Annotated in this window: 19 protein-coding genes and 2 pseudogenes; 15 read left to right on the top strand and 6 right to left on the bottom strand. The window is 43.3% G+C overall.

What is annotated here, in order from left to right; genetic code table 11:
* Positions 1-399: 399 nt before the first annotated feature.
* From KSMBR1_RS23225 to KSMBR1_RS05570, 5 genes are all read left to right on the top strand, one after another.
* Positions 400-558, top strand: coding sequence for a DUF3309 family protein (locus KSMBR1_RS23225; protein ID WP_099324427.1), 159 nt, complete (start codon positions 400-402; stop codon positions 556-558).
* A gap of 224 nt (positions 559-782) precedes the next feature.
* The gene (locus KSMBR1_RS05585; RefSeq protein ID WP_099324426.1) at positions 783-1,379 is read left to right on the top strand and encodes a hypothetical protein; all 597 of its coding nucleotides are present in this window, start codon (positions 783-785) and stop codon (positions 1,377-1,379) included.
* Positions 1,380-1,740: 361 nt separating this feature from the next.
* Positions 1,741-2,595, top strand: coding sequence for a hypothetical protein (locus KSMBR1_RS05580; protein WP_099324425.1), 855 nt, complete (start codon positions 1,741-1,743; stop codon positions 2,593-2,595).
* A gap of 75 nt (positions 2,596-2,670) precedes the next feature.
* Complete coding sequence (locus KSMBR1_RS05575) at positions 2,671-2,856, top strand: hypothetical protein (protein WP_099324424.1); 186 nt, start codon at positions 2,671-2,673, stop codon at positions 2,854-2,856.
* A 131-nt stretch (positions 2,857-2,987) separates the two neighbouring features.
* Positions 2,988-3,764 (top strand): hypothetical protein, encoded by a 777-nt coding sequence (locus KSMBR1_RS05570; RefSeq protein WP_099324423.1) that lies wholly within the window; start codon positions 2,988-2,990, stop codon positions 3,762-3,764.
* 366 nt (positions 3,765-4,130) lie between these two features.
* Here the strand turns inward: KSMBR1_RS05570 and KSMBR1_RS05565 are convergent, their stop codons facing one another.
* The 3 genes from KSMBR1_RS05565 to KSMBR1_RS05555 are packed head-to-tail and all read right to left on the bottom strand — an operon-like array spanning position 4,131 to position 6,279.
* Positions 4,131-4,445, bottom strand: a complete 315-nt coding sequence (locus KSMBR1_RS05565) for a HigA family addiction module antitoxin (RefSeq protein ID WP_099324422.1) — start codon at positions 4,443-4,445, stop codon at positions 4,131-4,133.
* A 12-nt stretch (positions 4,446-4,457) separates the two neighbouring features.
* Positions 4,458-4,691 carry a type II toxin-antitoxin system RelE/ParE family toxin gene (locus tag KSMBR1_RS05560; protein ID WP_420886559.1) on the bottom strand — a complete coding sequence of 78 codons (234 nt, stop codon included), beginning with the start codon at positions 4,689-4,691 and terminating at the stop codon, positions 4,458-4,460.
* 31 nt (positions 4,692-4,722) lie between these two features.
* Positions 4,723-6,279 (bottom strand): hypothetical protein, encoded by a 1,557-nt coding sequence (locus KSMBR1_RS05555; protein WP_099323647.1) that lies wholly within the window; start codon positions 6,277-6,279, stop codon positions 4,723-4,725.
* A 377-nt stretch (positions 6,280-6,656) separates the two neighbouring features.
* On the opposite strand from KSMBR1_RS05555, the gene KSMBR1_RS21510 reads away from it, so the two are divergent.
* From KSMBR1_RS21510 to KSMBR1_RS05535, 5 genes and pseudogenes are all read left to right on the top strand, one after another.
* A complete protein-coding gene (locus KSMBR1_RS21510) occupies positions 6,657-6,833 on the top strand; it encodes a hypothetical protein (RefSeq protein WP_164994612.1) in 177 nt (58 codons plus the stop codon).
* A gap of 7 nt (positions 6,834-6,840) precedes the next feature.
* Positions 6,841-6,957, top strand: a pseudogene (locus KSMBR1_RS22880) (hypothetical protein); the annotation flags it as partial.
* A gap of 60 nt (positions 6,958-7,017) precedes the next feature.
* A complete protein-coding gene (locus KSMBR1_RS05550; RefSeq protein ID WP_197705356.1) occupies positions 7,018-7,371 on the top strand; it encodes an MBL fold metallo-hydrolase in 354 nt (117 codons plus the stop codon).
* 68 nt (positions 7,372-7,439) lie between these two features.
* Complete coding sequence (locus KSMBR1_RS05545) at positions 7,440-8,543, top strand: IS4-like element ISCku3 family transposase (RefSeq protein ID WP_099323638.1); 1,104 nt, start codon at positions 7,440-7,442, stop codon at positions 8,541-8,543.
* 380 nt (positions 8,544-8,923) lie between these two features.
* Positions 8,924-9,163: a hypothetical protein gene (locus KSMBR1_RS05535; protein WP_230408045.1), complete on the top strand. Its 240-nt coding sequence runs from the start codon at positions 8,924-8,926 to the stop codon at positions 9,161-9,163.
* 513 nt (positions 9,164-9,676) lie between these two features.
* Here the strand turns inward: KSMBR1_RS05535 and KSMBR1_RS05530 are convergent.
* A pseudogene (locus tag KSMBR1_RS05530) lies at positions 9,677-10,846 on the bottom strand (IS1380-like element ISCku8 family transposase); the annotation flags it as partial.
* A gap of 252 nt (positions 10,847-11,098) precedes the next feature.
* Positions 11,099-11,509 carry a hypothetical protein gene (locus KSMBR1_RS05525; RefSeq protein ID WP_099323529.1) on the bottom strand — a complete coding sequence of 137 codons (411 nt, stop codon included), beginning with the start codon at positions 11,507-11,509 and terminating at the stop codon, positions 11,099-11,101.
* A 105-nt stretch (positions 11,510-11,614) separates the two neighbouring features.
* Between KSMBR1_RS05525 and KSMBR1_RS20815 the strand changes: the two genes are divergently transcribed.
* The 5 genes from KSMBR1_RS20815 to KSMBR1_RS23215 are packed head-to-tail and all read left to right on the top strand — an operon-like array spanning position 11,615 to position 14,594.
* Positions 11,615-11,887, top strand: coding sequence for a hypothetical protein (locus KSMBR1_RS20815; protein ID WP_131493604.1), 273 nt, complete (start codon positions 11,615-11,617; stop codon positions 11,885-11,887).
* A gap of 38 nt (positions 11,888-11,925) precedes the next feature.
* The gene (locus KSMBR1_RS23220; RefSeq protein WP_164994994.1) at positions 11,926-12,378 is read left to right on the top strand and encodes a helix-turn-helix domain-containing protein; all 453 of its coding nucleotides are present in this window, start codon (positions 11,926-11,928) and stop codon (positions 12,376-12,378) included.
* A 52-nt stretch (positions 12,379-12,430) separates the two neighbouring features.
* Positions 12,431-13,486 (top strand): Mu transposase C-terminal domain-containing protein, encoded by a 1,056-nt coding sequence (locus KSMBR1_RS05510; RefSeq protein WP_230407994.1) that lies wholly within the window; start codon positions 12,431-12,433, stop codon positions 13,484-13,486.
* A gap of 2 nt (positions 13,487-13,488) precedes the next feature.
* Positions 13,489-14,280: an ExeA family protein gene (locus tag KSMBR1_RS05505; protein ID WP_099323525.1), complete on the top strand. Its 792-nt coding sequence runs from the start codon at positions 13,489-13,491 to the stop codon at positions 14,278-14,280.
* Positions 14,281-14,291: 11 nt separating this feature from the next.
* Entirely contained in the window at positions 14,292-14,594 is a 303-nt protein-coding gene (locus tag KSMBR1_RS23215; RefSeq protein ID WP_099323524.1) for a CHC2 zinc finger domain-containing protein, read from the top strand.
* A 32-nt stretch (positions 14,595-14,626) separates the two neighbouring features.
* Here the strand turns inward: KSMBR1_RS23215 and KSMBR1_RS05495 are convergent, their stop codons facing one another.
* Positions 14,627-15,163 (bottom strand): hypothetical protein, encoded by a 537-nt coding sequence (locus KSMBR1_RS05495; protein ID WP_099323556.1) that lies wholly within the window; start codon positions 15,161-15,163, stop codon positions 14,627-14,629.
* Positions 15,164-15,540: the final 377 nt, after the last annotated feature.

Raw genomic sequence — 15,540 nt, 5'->3', positions numbered from 1 at the left:
CCCCCTGCACCCCCGCCAGCGGGGGACATAGTTTGAACAGGAGCATTCCCGATTTTTTGTAAAAATGCCATTAGCAGGGGGAAGGGGAAGAATAGTACCACAAGCATCCAGCTTGAGGGTAAAATACAACAAGCAGGATGCTTGTGTCACAATGTACAATTAGTTAACCAAAAATCGGGAATGCTCCCCTTTTAATATTGATATGGCCGGGTGGCATGGGCAAACGGGTTTTACCCGTGCCATTCTTATAAAACTCACATTTTGTGTAACAATTTAGTTTTTTGAAAAAGTAGGGACGAAGCATTTGCCGGTTTAGGTATGAACGCATTTATGACAATTTATAGCAAATGCTTCGCCCCTACTTTAATTTAACCTTCATTTTTTAACGGGAGCACGAATATGTCACTTAGCACAATATTAATCGGAGCTCTGATTCTGGTCATTTTGGGCGTAATCCCAACCTGGCCATATAGTCGGTCGTGGGGTTATAAACCCGGCTTTGTTTTTGGGATGGTGCTGATTATCGTACTGATCCTGATTTTGTTGAGCAGGAGCTAGTCGCAGGAGGAGATTGAAAACGAGAAGGACACGATTTGTCACGAATCATTTTAAGGAAAGGAATGTACTATAGAAACGAAAGGCGTGTATAAGCATAAGCAAAAGATAAATAAACAATAGCAAGGGTTGAAAGCGCAGGCCTGCATGTCTGAAGTATAAGTTCCCTGAATAACCATTCTGGGAAGTCTATCCCGATGTACAATTAGAAAAGGAGGAAAGAAAAGATGAAGGTAATTGATTTTTTGCAAGTAAGGTATTTTAAGAAAAAAATGCTGCTTCTCGTAATTGTTCTGGGGATGATGACCGTTCTAGTACAATGTGCTTCGGTCTCTCAGAGATGGCCGGAAAATGAAAGAAGAACTGAGGATCGAATGTTTTTGCTTCAACAGGAAATTGGCAAGGGGTTGGGGTCCGGTGAATTAACCCTTGATGCGTCTCAGGAATTTGTGGTAAAACTTGATAATCTCCGAAGGGATTACACTGTGCTGAGAGAAAGAAAGACTACGCAAGAGGAATGGGCGCCCCTTCTCACGAAACTGGAAGATATGGAGAAGGAGGTTAAGGTGGTGCTCGCCTATCCTTCAAGAATCGATGAGACAAAACTCGAGGATCGGATGATCGTGCTCCAGAGGAGGCTCGACGATGGGATGCTTATTGGAAGATTGCGGCGTGTCCAGGGAAGGGACTTTCAATTGAGATTAGATGATATACGAAGGGAATTTTTGCAACGAATAAAAGACCGACCCTTAACCACCGAGGAAAAAGGAGAGACCTCCAGCCGCCTTGATTTACTTGAAAGCGATGTAAACAATGCTTTGTAAAATCGTAGCTCATGAGTTGGGGAAATCCCGGTAGACTCCCGTTTATGTTGCCCGAACCCTGTGGGACTTTTCTTGATGTTTTAGCATTTCAAAATTGCGGCTGTAGAGCGAAGTGCCACTTCGCTCTACATGAGAAGTCGCCGTAGGCCTAATTTACCGTTAAGGGATTTCAATGTTTCAATGTAAGGGTTGAAAATCTTCAACCCCTACGTTCAGTATCCATGAAAAGTTGCCGAAGGCCTAATTTATAAGGTTGGGTCGGGGAACGAAACCCAACATACATGGTTGAAGTATCAGTTTCCTGAATAAACAATCTGAAAAATCTACATCGATGTACAATTCAGAAAGGAGGAAAAGAAAGATGAAGGCAATTGATTATTTGAAATATTTGAAAGGAGGGTATTTTAAGAAAAAGATATTACTTATTGCAATTGTTCTGGGGATGACGACCGTTCTGGTACAATGTGATTTGGTTTATCATTCTCAAAGATGGCCTGAAAACGAAAGGAAAACCGAGGATCGAATGTTTTCGCTTCAGCAGACGATTGGCAATGGGTTGGGATCTGGTGAGTTAACCCATAACGAGGCACAGACTTTTCTGATAAAACTTGATAATCTCCGCAGGGATTATACGGTGCTGAGGGAAAGAAAGACCACGCAGAAGGAATGGGATCCCATTATCACGAAACTGGACGAGCTGGAAGGGGAGATCAAGAAGGTGCGTGCCTATCCTTCAAGAATCGATGAGACACAATTCTCGGATCGAATGTTTTTGCTTCAACAGACGATTGGCAATGGGTTGGGATCTGGTGAATTAACCCCTAACGAATCTCAGGCTTTTATGACAAAACTTGATAATCTCCGAAGGGATTATACGGTGCTGAGGGAAAGAAAGACCACGCAGAAAGAATGGGATCCCCTTATCGCGACACTGAACGAGCTGGAAGGGGAGGTCAAGAAGGTGCGTGCCTATCCTTCAAGAATCGATGAGACAAGGCTCGAGGATTGGATGATCGTACTCCAGAGGAAGATTGACGATGGGATGCTGATCGGAAGATTGCCGCGTGTCCGGGGAAGGGATTTCCAATTGAGATTAGATGAAGTCCGAAGGGAATTTTTGCAACGGATAAAAGGCCAACCCCTTACCTCCGATGAAAAAGGCGAAATTTCCGGACGCCTTGATACACTTGAAAGTGATATAAACAATTTTTGGTAAAATCGTAGCCCATGGGTTGGGGAAATCTCAGCATACTCCCGTTTATATAGTTTGTATTTAATAAAGGAGATATAAATGATGAAATTTGGCAAGAATGTAATGGTAGCGTTAGCAATAAGTGCTCTGATTGCAGGGTTAGCCGGCTGCCAGAAAAAAGAGGGTTCGGTGGAGAGCGCAGGCAAGGAATTAGATAAGGCCTTAGAAAAAGCCGGGCAACAGGCCGAAAAGGCTGGTGAGAAAATTCAGGACGCTGCAAAATAGTACTACAAATGCGTTTTGGATAATTGAAAACGTGAGGTTATAAGGTTAAACGGTTGAGAAGTTGGGAATGTATATGTTAAATCCCAACTTCTCTCCTTTCATTATTTTTCATGAAAGGAAAGGAAACGAAAATGAAAAGTTTTATTGCAAGTCTCATATTTATAGTAATATTTGTTTTGAGCGGAAACGTTTCTTCTGAAGAAAATAAACAAGCTGAGAGCCATGAGTCATCGCAGGATGCTAAGGACAACAGTCTGGAAAAACAAGACAATGAAAAGGTTCAGAAGGTAAAATATGTAATCGATTTTTCGAATTATTCAGGCGGTACTGTCCGTAAATGGTTGGAATCGAAGGGGTTTTATTGTGAGGGTGCAGCTAAGTATCATCCGGAAATTGAATTATCCATTCAGAAGGGTATGTTGTTTATTAAAACCAAGCAACCCGTCAGAGGTTTTCTTGTTTTTAAGGATGTCATTATTCCGAAAGTTTCTAAAGTGCGCATTGAATGGGGAATCAGTAAATACCCGAATGATGCTAACTTTGAGAGCGGAAATAGGAATCAGGCTTTGGGTTTATATATATTTTTTGGTCCAGAAAAATTGTCCAGTGGGTATTTTATGATACCGGATTTACCTTATTTCATAAGCCTGTTTCTCGGCGAAGCTGACGAAATTAACATACCTTACAAAGGGAAATATTTTCACGACAGTGGGCGTTTTGTCTGTGTAGGTAATCCGGAACTTAATGAAACGGTAATTTCAGAGTTTGATTTGACTAGTGCGTTTCAAACATATTACAAAGAAGAAGCTCCTGCAATATCTGCTTTATGTCTTGAGGTTGACACTACTACAACGGAGGGTGGAGGAAAAGCCGAGGCTTATATTAAACGCATTGAATTCCTCGAATAAACAACATGCGCGAGACTATACATTGGCTGCGAGAAAACAGAAAGGATCGCTGTGTAAATAGAGGATGTTGTCTCAAACAAGTGTACTCCCAATAAAACGCCAGACAGAAAAACTAATGGTGCGCTGCACCAGAAAGGACGTAAAAGTATGAAAAAGATTGAATTTGTGGTAGCAATATTTGTCCCTCTGCTTTTATGGTCTTATAGAGGGACACTTCCCATATTTTTTGACATGCACTTTAAGGTGTGATATTTTCCTCTGTATGCCCTGTATGCCAAAAAAATAGCAAGAGTATGCGCAAGGAAAAAGAATCGGGTGTAAATTAAATATGGGAAGTGTCCCTCTATTTCGACCTATGAACGAAGTTTACTTGTGAATTATAAATCTACCGTTAAAGGGGCGAACTTCACGTGTTACCTGTTCGAATAAGGCATCTTCGGCAATATCCATATCATACCGGCTTTGCAGGTTCATCCAATAGCGCGGGCTTTGACCAAAATAGCGCCCTAAACGCAAGGCAAGCTCTGCAGTTACCGGACGTTTGCTATGTACCACATGATTGATCCTCATGGCAGGCACACCTAAATCCTGTGATAGCCGGTATTGTGATATTTTTAATTCATCGAGTAATTCTTTCAGATATACCCCAGGGTGAACTGGAGTAATACGACGTTTAGCCATTATGTAACCTCCTTAATGATAATCAACAATTTCGACCTCTTCTGCGTTACCATTACGCCACTCAAAACAAATACGCCATCTATCATTGATTCGAATGCTATACTGCTCCTTACGTTCGCCCTTTAACGCCTCAAACCGGTTTGATGGTGGCAGGTGCAAATCTTTAAGATGGATGGCTGCATCAATCGCATTGAGCTTTGCAAATGCGCGCATTTGCATATCACGAGGAAACCTTCGTACTACTATCCATCAATTTCTTGTTTTTTATGCGTGTTTTTCATGCCGCCATTTCCGTAAGTGCTTTAATATCAAGGGCTGAAGCGGTCATCAGTGAACAAGAGAACTTCTGGCCTTTCTCCGTCAAAACATAGCGGTTGGCCCTCGGAACTTTGCGGATTAGACCGTGTGCCCGCAGCATCTTTATCCGTCGGGTCGTTCGTCCGGAATATTTCTTTTGCTGATCCTTGCCGGATTGTTCGGATTCCCGGTAAAGCCACTTACGCAAATCATGGTTGCGGAATCCATTTATCGCGTTTTCGCCTTTGGACAGGAACATCAGCATCTGGTAATCATCCTGCTGCCAGGGATTCAAACCTCGATACCTCTTGCCCTCTTTGACAACCTTGTTACAAGCGCTGCTCACCACTTCTTTCAGTTTCTCCTCTACCTGAGCCGCCGCCAAAGCATCCCCATAACGATCATTGCATTGTTGGCTCACCTCACACCGTCGATGAAGATCGCTTACGCCCTTACGCATCTTCTGCCATGACGCCGGTTTGCCTTCATCATCATTGGGACTCCGAAAGACCTTAAAGTCCCGCGTATTATTGATCGTTGTCTCAATACGCAAGAGACTACCGCTCTTGTTATACATCTTCACTGAATTATAATTCACACTGTGCTTGACCCGTATACCTTCATAGCGTCTTCGATAGTCGCTGATAACCTCATCAGGGGCAGCGCCTGCAAGGTTACGCCTACCCAAATACTTCATCACCGAAGAACTGTCGCAAACCCGCATCGCATGATGAACAAACGATGGAAACAACTCCTCCAATGCCTCAACCGATTTAAACATGATGTCCGTCGCCCACTCCGTCTCATCCGCAGACCAGTAATACTCCGGTTCCAACGGACGAAGAATCTGCGACAATGCCGGGCAACTGCCCAACGCAAGCCCGTTCAGCAGCTTCGCCCAGTCAGTCTTAAGCTGCTCATGGAGCAGAACCTGCGCAGCCGCAATATCCTCTATACGCACAAAACAGTTGCCGTCCTTAACATAATCAATACCTTGCTTCTGAAGTTGCCGCTCCAGCCAATGACGACCATTGAGACAAATGAAAATATTAAACGGCGCCCAACTCTGGATACGAACATGACCAAAACCAAACACTGGATCGTTAAAATAATGATACACAAAGACACACTTGCGGGGCGCCATTACCAACTCGAGCTTCTTGCTGGCCTTGTTGCCCTTGACCATCGGCGCAATACAAGGCTCTACCACACTCAACAGGCAGATGGAACCTTCCGTAATCCTCTTATCCGCCGCGATCTGGCGAGCCAACTTCTCCTTATCAACACCGCTGCTCATCAAATACCGCACCTCGATACCCAAATCTTTCGCCCGCGATTCACAACTGTCTCGCACCTGTGCCGTAAGCCCATTGACCCAACCGGAAAAATCCTTAAGCAGAATTCTCGCTTGGTTCATGAATGTTCCCATCCCACGCTCACTGGCCAACCACCGCAATGTCCCGCGAAAACGAATCCTGTCCAGACCGCTTATTGCACCCACGATCCTGTCTCGATATAATTCCATCAACTTATTCATAAGTAGTGTCCTCCAAATTGTCTGATTACTATTTACGAGGATACTACTATACTTTATAATAAACTAAAAATCACCTTTTTGGTTGCGGCCAAAGGCCGCGCTAGGAATATTCGCGGTAGAATATTTTTCGAGTCTCACGACAACGGAATGATTTTATCATTGAGAGATAATAAACATAATGTTTATTATCGTCAAGAAAAAATTACGTTGGAATTGTAGGGAATTGTAGGGACATTTCCCATATTTTTTGACATGCACGTTAAGGTGTGATATTTTCCTCTGTATGCCCTGTATGCCAAAAAAATAGCGAGAGTCTGCGCTGTGAATTATCTGCACCATATCACCCAACGTGGAAACAATCGGGGAGACGTCTTTTTTTGACGATGAAGACAAGGCGTTTTAATCTAAAGACCCTCAGTGGCTATAACAAAACAGGGAGGCCGCTTGGCACAGAGCGATTTGTAAAAAAGCCTGAGAAAGCGCTTGATCGTGGCCTTTTGCCAAAGAAGGCCGGTAGGCCAAGGAAAAGGAAAAGGAAAAAGAATCGGAGGTAAATTAAATATGGGAAGTGTCCCTTTAATAAATTGTGTAGTGAAAAAAGAACAATATGTTTGTTTGGTATGTGGTTATAACATAGTAGGATATTATCCTGATAATTGTCCTTTCTGTGGTGCCCCTAAGGAAAAATTTATTACTTCAGCGGAATGTTCTGCGAAATTTAAAGTCATGGGAACCCCTGTGAACGAAAAGGTAACCCGCTTGAACTCCTTCCCCGCCCTTGGATTGGAACATGCTGCTTATCGTATCGAGACAGGAGATAAGTCTTTTTGGATAGACTGCCCTTCCTGCTTTGACAATCGTCTTGAGCCTGTTGATGCAATCATCTTTACCCATCACCATTTTCTTGGTGCGAGTAACCAGTACCGTGAATTTTTTAAATCCCAGGTACGCATACATGACCTGGATTCTGCCCACAGAATCTGTGCAGGTTTCACCTTTGATGTAAAGTTTAAAGAGAATTTTTTTGAAAAAGGCATAGAAGCCTTACATAGCGGAGGGCATACCCCCATAAGCGCTAACTTGTTTTATTGACAAATTTTATTCATCATGGTATTTTTATGTTAATTATCCCGCTAATCACTCTATAGGAGGATAAAGCCATGATGAGAGAAGATTGGGATCTTCTAAGAACTTTCTTCCCAAACGATTGGAAAAGTTTAGCCGTTGATACAAATGCTTTAAAAGGCTTGCGCAAGGATAAATCTGAAGAAAAGCTTCTTCGAACATTATTAATTCATTTAGGATGTGGCTATTCATTGCGTGAAACAGTAGTTCGAGCCAAGCGTGCTAACTTAGCAGATTTATCCGATGTTGCCTTATTAAAGCGATTAAAAAAGAGCAAAGAATGGCTATATAAATTATGTTTATCTTTATTCCGTGAGCGTGGCCTCCAAATTAATAAACGGAATAATTTTCATCTTCGCTTATTTGATGCAACAACAGTAAAGGAACCTGGGAAAACAGGAAGTCTTTGGCGCATTCATTATAGTATTGAGGTTCCTTCATTATCTTGCGATTTCTTTAAACTTACGGGAACTGAAGGAGAAGGCACAGGAGAATCTTTTCGGCAGTTTCCGATGAAAAAAGATGATTATATTATAGCTGACAGAGGTTACTGTACTGGCCAAGGAATTCATCATGCAACAAGGAAAGGCGCTTATCTTAGCGTTAGAGTTAATTCGCAATCTCTACGGATATTCGGCGAAGAAAAGAAACCCTTTCCTTTATTGAAAGAAATCCAATATTTAAAAAGACCCCTTGCTATAAAATCATGGAACGTTTTTATTCCAAACGTTGATAATACTGAATATGTCAAAGGTCGTCTTTGTATAATACACAAAACAGAAGAAGCCATTAAAATAGCTCATAAAAAACTTAAAAGACATGCAAGCAAAAAGGGCATTGAACTAAAACCGGAGACCCTTATTTATGCCAAGTACGTAATAGTATTCACAACGTTTCCTGAAAATCAATTTACCGCTTTTGATATCTTAGAATGGTATCGAGTTCGATGGCAAATTGAACTGGTCTTTAAAAGATTTAAACAAATAGCACAATTTGGACACTTACCTAAATACGATGATGATAGCTCAAAAGCTTGGCTTTATGGCAAACTATTCGTTGCTCTTTTGACAGAAAAACTAATAGATTTTGCTACGTCTTTTTCCCCCTGGGGATACTTCATTGTCAAGCAAGAAGACTAAAAGCAAATGGCGTGAATTTGCTTTTATGCTTAATCAAGTAAAACGGGCTATAGAACCAGCGTTATCATTACAGGAAGTTCTTAAGTGCTGGAATGACATTGCTTGTTCTTTAGCAGAAAATACAAGAATCCGAAAAACACAGATATCAAAATACTTCGAGCATACCTAAAACAAGTTAGCGCTTATGGGGCATACCCCAGGTTTTACCTTTTATATCTTTGAGAATATTCTGTTAATCTGTGACTATGTTTTTGTTCAGAAAGAGGGTATGATCTTCAACCCCTATGGTCCGCAAAGGGAAACGAGAGAATGTGCGTTTATAATAGATAAAATATTACAAAACAGAGAAATAAGCAAGGTTTGCGGCTATAACTACGTACTTGAATATAGAGAATGGAGGGATAAATTTAATGGTCTTTTGGTCTGATCTTTCTGTATTAGTAGTTGCAAAAAAGACAGCCTTACCACCGAAGATGTTTGAAAAGAATATTTTCGTAGTAAGGCTTTATTTTTCTAGGGGGGTATTTATGAAAAGAATGACAGAACAGCATTTAATTAATGCCCTTGGCGGAGAGAGTCAAGTACCGATAAATCTTCTTTTCATTTCATGGCAAGTTTGATTGCGGCAATTTAACCCTGCGTACAACGATAGATATTGACAATGGTACGCAAAATTACTTATCTCATATGTTCACATATTCTTATGTTGTTTCGCAGAGGTGAACTTCAGTTAACCCAACTTCGACAAGCAGAAATCGTATCTCTTTTATTGCCAATGTGATACGACTTTAGTCCTTCATTTTTCGGCACTACATCTTTGAGTTTTCATGGGTGATTTTATATTTTTTCTGCCTAATGGTGTATGTTTAATTTGTACCTAAATCCTGCAAACGATTTTCGCAATGCGAAAATCAGTATTTTCCACTACCAAGATTGGCAAAAAGCGATAACAGATATCCGTTTTTTAGCAATTGTGGTAGCGCTATTGTACTACTTTAAACAAAAAGACATGGGAAATTGTCGGAAACGTGCTCTCTGATGCAATGAAAATCAAGATAGGGATGTACTGTCTCCATCTGCGGTATACTTACCACTCTCAAAAGACTAAAAAAACGAAATACAACGTCGGTTTTCTACTGAAAAACTACATCCAGTGACATGCGTTCCCACTTTTCCCATTCCTCCTGATGGAGAAATTTCTCCGGCAATTTTAATGTCATCTGCCGGCTTCTCTCCACCAGTTTCCCTGCCACACGGATTAACCACAGTCTCATCGTCTTTACTTCCCACTGTTGTATCACTCCACCACTGAGCAATCCCATCCACTTCAAAAGATTATACGCTAACACCGCACACTGAAATAGCGCAGCATTGGCCAAAAATTCACCCGTACGTATGTGCCCCGCATTCATCTGTCCTTTACTCTCTTCTATCAAAGTCTCGCAGGTAGCCCTCTTTCCATAACAACGATGCGCTTCCATCGGACTTAACCGCTCCGTTGTAACGTAACAAAAATACTCATACACGGACACTTCTACTAATTTCTTTTCTCTTTTGACCAATTGCCGCACTGCCACAAAACGTCTCGCACGATCCCACCCTGCACATCGATACCAAAATTCAGCCTGTTCCCATCCTGGCTCCCCTTTCACCTCATTCCATTTCTGCCCTTCAAGCAATCCTTCCAGATTCTTCAGCTTTACCTTAATCAGATATCCCGCCAATATTGACTCAAGGTATTCAAGTAATTCTCCGGTAAAAAAACCGCTGTCTCCCCGAAATACCACCCTTACCCCCTTATTCATGTACGCCATACATTCCTTCATGAACTCTACTACTCCGTTACTCGTGTAGGCGCTTCCACAGCGGAACCAACTATGTAATACCTCCTTTGTTTCTGCAATAAATGCCATTAAGGGATGATACGCCTTCTGCCCCTTCTTGTGCGGATTATATCCTACCTCTGCACCCTCCTGTTTCCCATATACACCATCTACGGTAGAATCAACATCTATCCATACTTCGCAAAGAGCACTCCTGAGTTTATGGCCTGATCTCACCGCACGCTTCCATATCTTTCCCCTAAACCGGTGGATCACCCCCGTCAGTTCCACTATATCTCCCTGACTCGCCAGCTTCATAATACGTCCTATCGTAGTATCTACAGGTACCTCTTTCCACCCGGACATCTTCTTCAATACCTCATCTGTACACACCTTCATCACCTCTACCATCGATGTCGCCCCTGCTATCAACCCTATCACTACCATTTGTACCGCATCGACAAACTGATACCGGGTGCTACGTCTTAGAATAAATGCTCCAAAAATGCCCAATTAGTCTCAGAATATTTGAGTCTAATACCCAGCAAATGATTTGAAAAATCTTACCCAGCTACCCCGCCTTTTTTTTATCCTGCGTAAGTATTTCACTTGATTTTTTGTTCACGTTAAGAAAAATACATCGTTTACCCCGTTAGAAAGAAGTTCCGTCCGTAAGGCGGAGTAAAGCCTCATTAAATAGTTTGGAAGGGGTTAAAACCACTTCCAAACTTCCTAACGGCGGTTTACTTCCCAGTTCCCCGTTTTCACGAGGACAAGTTTTGTAAGATTTTTCCGGAACATAAAAAACTCAGGGCAGGAGGACCGAACGTTGGGAAACTTCATCCTCCTGCCCATTTCCCCCCTATACAAAGGAGGCAGTGCGTGAATATTATAGAAAAAATCCACAAGCATGAAAAGCTTATTGCGACAAAACAGAAGCCATGCTTTTGTCCAAAGTGCAAGAGTACCCATGTCAATTTCACCCTTCATGAATGCAGATATCGGTTGTTTCACGTTATTATCGACTCCCTTGTTCATACGATAGAATCTTTCCTGGGACGTTGGAAATGTTCCTTGTGCAAGAAGACGTTTACTTCCTATCCTGAGTATGCGCTCCCTTACAAGCGGTACGTAAAGGATCACTGTCTCTCCTTCAGTCAGGCTTATGTCAAAGATGATACAGAAACCTACCGGAGTGTCTCCTCTGCCATCGGATATACTACCCGAACACAGGAAATAGACAACCGCATGCTTGCCTGGTCAACCGTTTGGAGGTGGCTGCGTTTCTTTGGCTCACTGAAATACACACTCCGCAACGCCTTTGACCTCATCAGGCAGGCCGACCCCAACTCTCCGGTTTTTCGCCAAATGTTTCCCATTTACCACGGAAAGTATAAAAGCAAACAACGAAAAACCTCCCTCGATCAATCGATTCAATTGTTCAGCGCCGAGCCGGAATATCACCGAATTTTTGGGCATTCATTTTTCCCCGAACTGGCAACAAAAAGCGGCTGGTCTTGAGTTACAATCACCTCCACACTTAAAAAAGGAGGTGAATTATGAAATCGAAAGACGAAAAATGGGCTTTATTCTGGTGCAATCTTCTGCATCCTGTCATCTTCGGTGAGATTGAGAAGGAGCAGACCAACCTTTTTCTGAAAAAACTCTGCCTTCAGGAGGTCGTATTCCCCAACGGAAAGCGGAAAAGACCCACTATCTCTACCCTCAGGAGAAAACTCAACCGCTACCGCAAAGATGGATTTCAATCTCTTGCAAGAAAGGCGAGGAGCGACCGTGGCGCATCCAGAAGGTTTTCTCCTGAAATTATCGACAAAGCCGTTGAACTCAAAAAAGAACAACCACGCCGCAGCGACGATTGCCTCAACCGCTTTCTTGAGAAATACTATGGGAAAACGATCCCCAAATCCACCCTCTACCGCCATCTCAGACTCGCAGGGGCGACCCGGCTCAAACTCGGCGTCTCACAGCAAAAGGTGCGTATACGCTCTTAGCCGTGAGCATACCCACGACCTCTGGATTGGCGACTTCCAGGAAGGCCCTTTCGTGCTCGTTGACGGCGAGGCGCTTCCCACAAACCTCTGTCTCTTTATCGACTGCTACAGCCGTTATGTGGTCGAAGGACGGTATTATCTCAAACAAACCCTCGATATCCTTATCGATTCTCTCATCAGGGCCTGGACTATCCACGGCTCGCCCAAAGAACTCTACCTCGACAATGCCAAGGTCTACCACTCTGACGCCCTGCGCTCTGCCTGTTACAACCTCGGCATTAAACTCATCCACAGACCACCACGCGACCCTGCTCCCGGCGGACTGGTCGAACGTTTCTTCGGCACCAGCCAGACACAGTTCGAGTCGGAAGTCCGCTCCGGCGACATTATCACCCTTGATGCCATTAACCAGGCCTTCTCCGCTTACCTTGCCGTTGTCTATCACGCAAGAATCCACTCCGAAACCAATCAATCTCCAAAACAACGCTACGACGAGGGGCTTACCGTCATCCGACACGTCGATATGGACGCCGCTCTTGCCTTCTTCATGAAACGCATCCCCAGAACCGTTGACAGAACCTTTGCCGATGTCCGCATTGATAACCGCTTTTACCGTGTTGACCCCAAACTCAGAGGCGATAAAGTAGAAGTCCGTTACGACCCATACGGCGATCTCAAAAAGGTCTTGATCTATTCCGCAAACGGTGAATACCTCGGCTCGGGAAATCTCTACCTGCGCGACCAGGGCGCTGAAACTCCAGCCGCCTCACCTTCAAAACCAAAACATAATTACCTCGACCTTATCACTCAGAAACACAAATCCATTCTCCAGGCTCAGGCCAAAGGCATTGATTACCACCAAATCATCTCCGAACGACCCTGGCCATTCATGGCATTCGTCCAGAAACTCGCACTCCTCATGGGACACAAAGGCTCTCTCTCCGCCTTCAGCTCTCATGAACTCGAATCGCTTAAAAAATGCTACAACCGTATCCCCGCTCTCAACGAATCATTGCTCACGGAGGCATTCCAAAATGCCTCCGTGAAAACCTTACCCTATATCATTCGTGAATTACAAATCGCTTACTCGAAAAAGGAGGTCTCTTAACCATGTTTACTTCTCATTTTTCCATGACTACTCAGCCGTTCTCTGAAAGAATCAACACCAGCCTTATCATGAAAGACGAACGCTTTACCCAGGGGCTTGCACGACTCCAATACCTCTTACACTCAGGCTCTATCGCCGTCCTCTACGGACAGACGGGAGTCGGAAAATCCACACTCCTCAAACTCTTCCTCTCACAAATCCCCCAAAACCTGTTTCTCCCCATCTACCTCCATTTTACCCACCTAAAATCATCCAGCCTTCTCTCCTTAATCGTCTCCCAGCTCGGTGAAATACCAAAACACACCAAAGACCGGCTCTTCCTCCAAATTATGGATAAATCCTTGCGCTCAAATCTCACTCCCATTATCGTTATCGACGAGGCTCATCTCCTGAAAACCGACGCCATCACAGACCTCAGACTCCTTGTCAGCTCTCCGCTTGATTCTTCCACTCATCTCAAAATCATCCTCTCGGGACAGGAACACCTCAAATATATCCTCAAAAGAGACATCCATGCCGACTTCGCACAACGCATCTCGGTACATTACCACATTCATCCCCTTACTAAAACTCAAACCGCTGCATACATAGACTTCCATCTGAAATCTTCCGGCGCATCCGATAAAATCTTTGACTCAGACGTCAAAGACCTGATCCATGAGTTCTCCGCCGGCATCCCAAGGCAAATCAACGCCATTTCCACCGCCTGCCTGATTAACGCTTCCATCAGACAATCACAGAAAATTACCCAGGATATCTTCCATCAGGCTCTTGCTGAAATTCAATCTTTTTAAGGAGGTCTACCATGGCCCGTCTCTTTTCCCCTCAACTCTTGCGCTCATTACGAAACGATATCCCCATCGATCGACTCATCGCTGATGTCCTCTCCATACCTCATAAATACTCCGAAGGCTATTTCCGCTTCCTCTGCCCTCTCTGTTCTGAATTTAATTCCGCCACCAACCCAAATACGAACCTCGCCAGGTGTTTCCGTTGTAAAAAAAACTTTAATACCATCGACATCGTCATGGTAGATTCCAACTCCTCTTTCCCAGATGCTGTCTATCTGCTAAAATCCGTTTTACCTCAATATATTAATTCCACTTAATCTGAGAATTCCAGGTTCATTTATTGTGGGGCTTAGCATCTTAACTCAAACAGCTTTCGCTCTATCTTTGCCTGATTCTCTGACAACCATGACAAATTATCGTACAGATTGTTCTCGTCAAACCCACGCTTCATATCCAGGACGTCACCCGCAGCATGTATCTGCGCCAGCCTTACTGCAGACAGTCTTGACCCCTGGCCTATTACCCTTGCCATTACTTGCCAAAGCGCCAGCTTTCCTTCAAAGTCCTTTCCCAATGCCTCTTCTATCCCTAATTCCTTTGCCACTTGGTACACGCTCCACGCTGCTCCCACAGACAAACCCTCATGGAGTTTCACCGATTCTGACAATGCGCCCAATGCACAGAGATCGTCTTTATGTGCGAGTGCAAGTCTTATCGCTTCAATCTCCAGGGGAGTGCAATTCGACAGATTCGCAATGGTACGTTTCTTGACCTTCCCATCCTCACGGTACGATTCCCGCAGAAGGGTAGATCGATAGATTTTTTTACCGGATTTTGACTTGTTCTCTACAATATGCATGTCCACCATTGTACAGATAACAACCATTATCAGTCAAGTATATTGTCGGATAATAACAATATATTAGTGACTACATATTTATTAAAAATACAGCCTTAACCAACTATTTATTAAGCACTTATGCGTTTTGGCAGGGGTGAACATCCGTTAAAGGTTGCATAATTTAAATGTGAGGCGCATATACATCATACCCAAGACTTATATGCAGCTAAAGTTTTGGGGCATGTCCCTTATGAGCGAGCAATTTAACGATACTCGAGATGCTCATAAAATGTAAATCCATAACCCACGAAGTGCTTTTTTTAGTAATACTTTGTTTTTTTAAAAAATTCCAACAATCTCGATGTTTGCCGTATATTGTAGAGGTGAATCATCTGCTATAAATTGTCATAAAAGCGTTCATA

Source organism: Candidatus Kuenenia stuttgartiensis, from assembly GCF_900232105.1.
Taxonomy (GTDB): domain Bacteria; phylum Planctomycetota; class Brocadiia; order Brocadiales; family Brocadiaceae; genus Kuenenia; species Kuenenia stuttgartiensis_A.
The sequence above is the reverse complement of the archived record's forward strand: the minus strand, read 5'-3'. Positions and strand labels throughout refer to the sequence as shown.

Coding starts and splice junctions, on each gene's coding strand:
- KSMBR1_RS05565 (WP_099324422.1), bottom strand. CDS start 4,445: ATGGCTAAACGTCGTATTACTCCAGTTCACCCTGGGGTATATCTGAAA.
- KSMBR1_RS23215 (WP_099323524.1), top strand. CDS start 14,292: ATGGCCCGTCTCTTTTCCCCTCAACTCTTGCGCTCATTACGAAACGAT.
- KSMBR1_RS05570 (WP_099324423.1), top strand. CDS start 2,988: ATGAAAAGTTTTATTGCAAGTCTCATATTTATAGTAATATTTGTTTTG.
- KSMBR1_RS05495 (WP_099323556.1), bottom strand. CDS start 15,163: ATGGTTGTTATCTGTACAATGGTGGACATGCATATTGTAGAGAACAAG.
- KSMBR1_RS05585 (WP_099324426.1), top strand. CDS start 783: ATGAAGGTAATTGATTTTTTGCAAGTAAGGTATTTTAAGAAAAAAATG.
- KSMBR1_RS05580 (WP_099324425.1), top strand. CDS start 1,741: ATGAAGGCAATTGATTATTTGAAATATTTGAAAGGAGGGTATTTTAAG.
- KSMBR1_RS05555 (WP_099323647.1), bottom strand. CDS start 6,279: ATGAATAAGTTGATGGAATTATATCGAGACAGGATCGTGGGTGCAATA.
- KSMBR1_RS05545 (WP_099323638.1), top strand. CDS start 7,440: ATGATGAGAGAAGATTGGGATCTTCTAAGAACTTTCTTCCCAAACGAT.
- KSMBR1_RS23220 (WP_164994994.1), top strand. CDS start 11,926: ATGAAATCGAAAGACGAAAAATGGGCTTTATTCTGGTGCAATCTTCTG.
- KSMBR1_RS05575 (WP_099324424.1), top strand. CDS start 2,671: ATGATGAAATTTGGCAAGAATGTAATGGTAGCGTTAGCAATAAGTGCT.
- KSMBR1_RS23225 (WP_099324427.1), top strand. CDS start 400: ATGTCACTTAGCACAATATTAATCGGAGCTCTGATTCTGGTCATTTTG.
- KSMBR1_RS20815 (WP_131493604.1), top strand. CDS start 11,615: ATGCTTGCCTGGTCAACCGTTTGGAGGTGGCTGCGTTTCTTTGGCTCA.
- KSMBR1_RS05505 (WP_099323525.1), top strand. CDS start 13,489: ATGTTTACTTCTCATTTTTCCATGACTACTCAGCCGTTCTCTGAAAGA.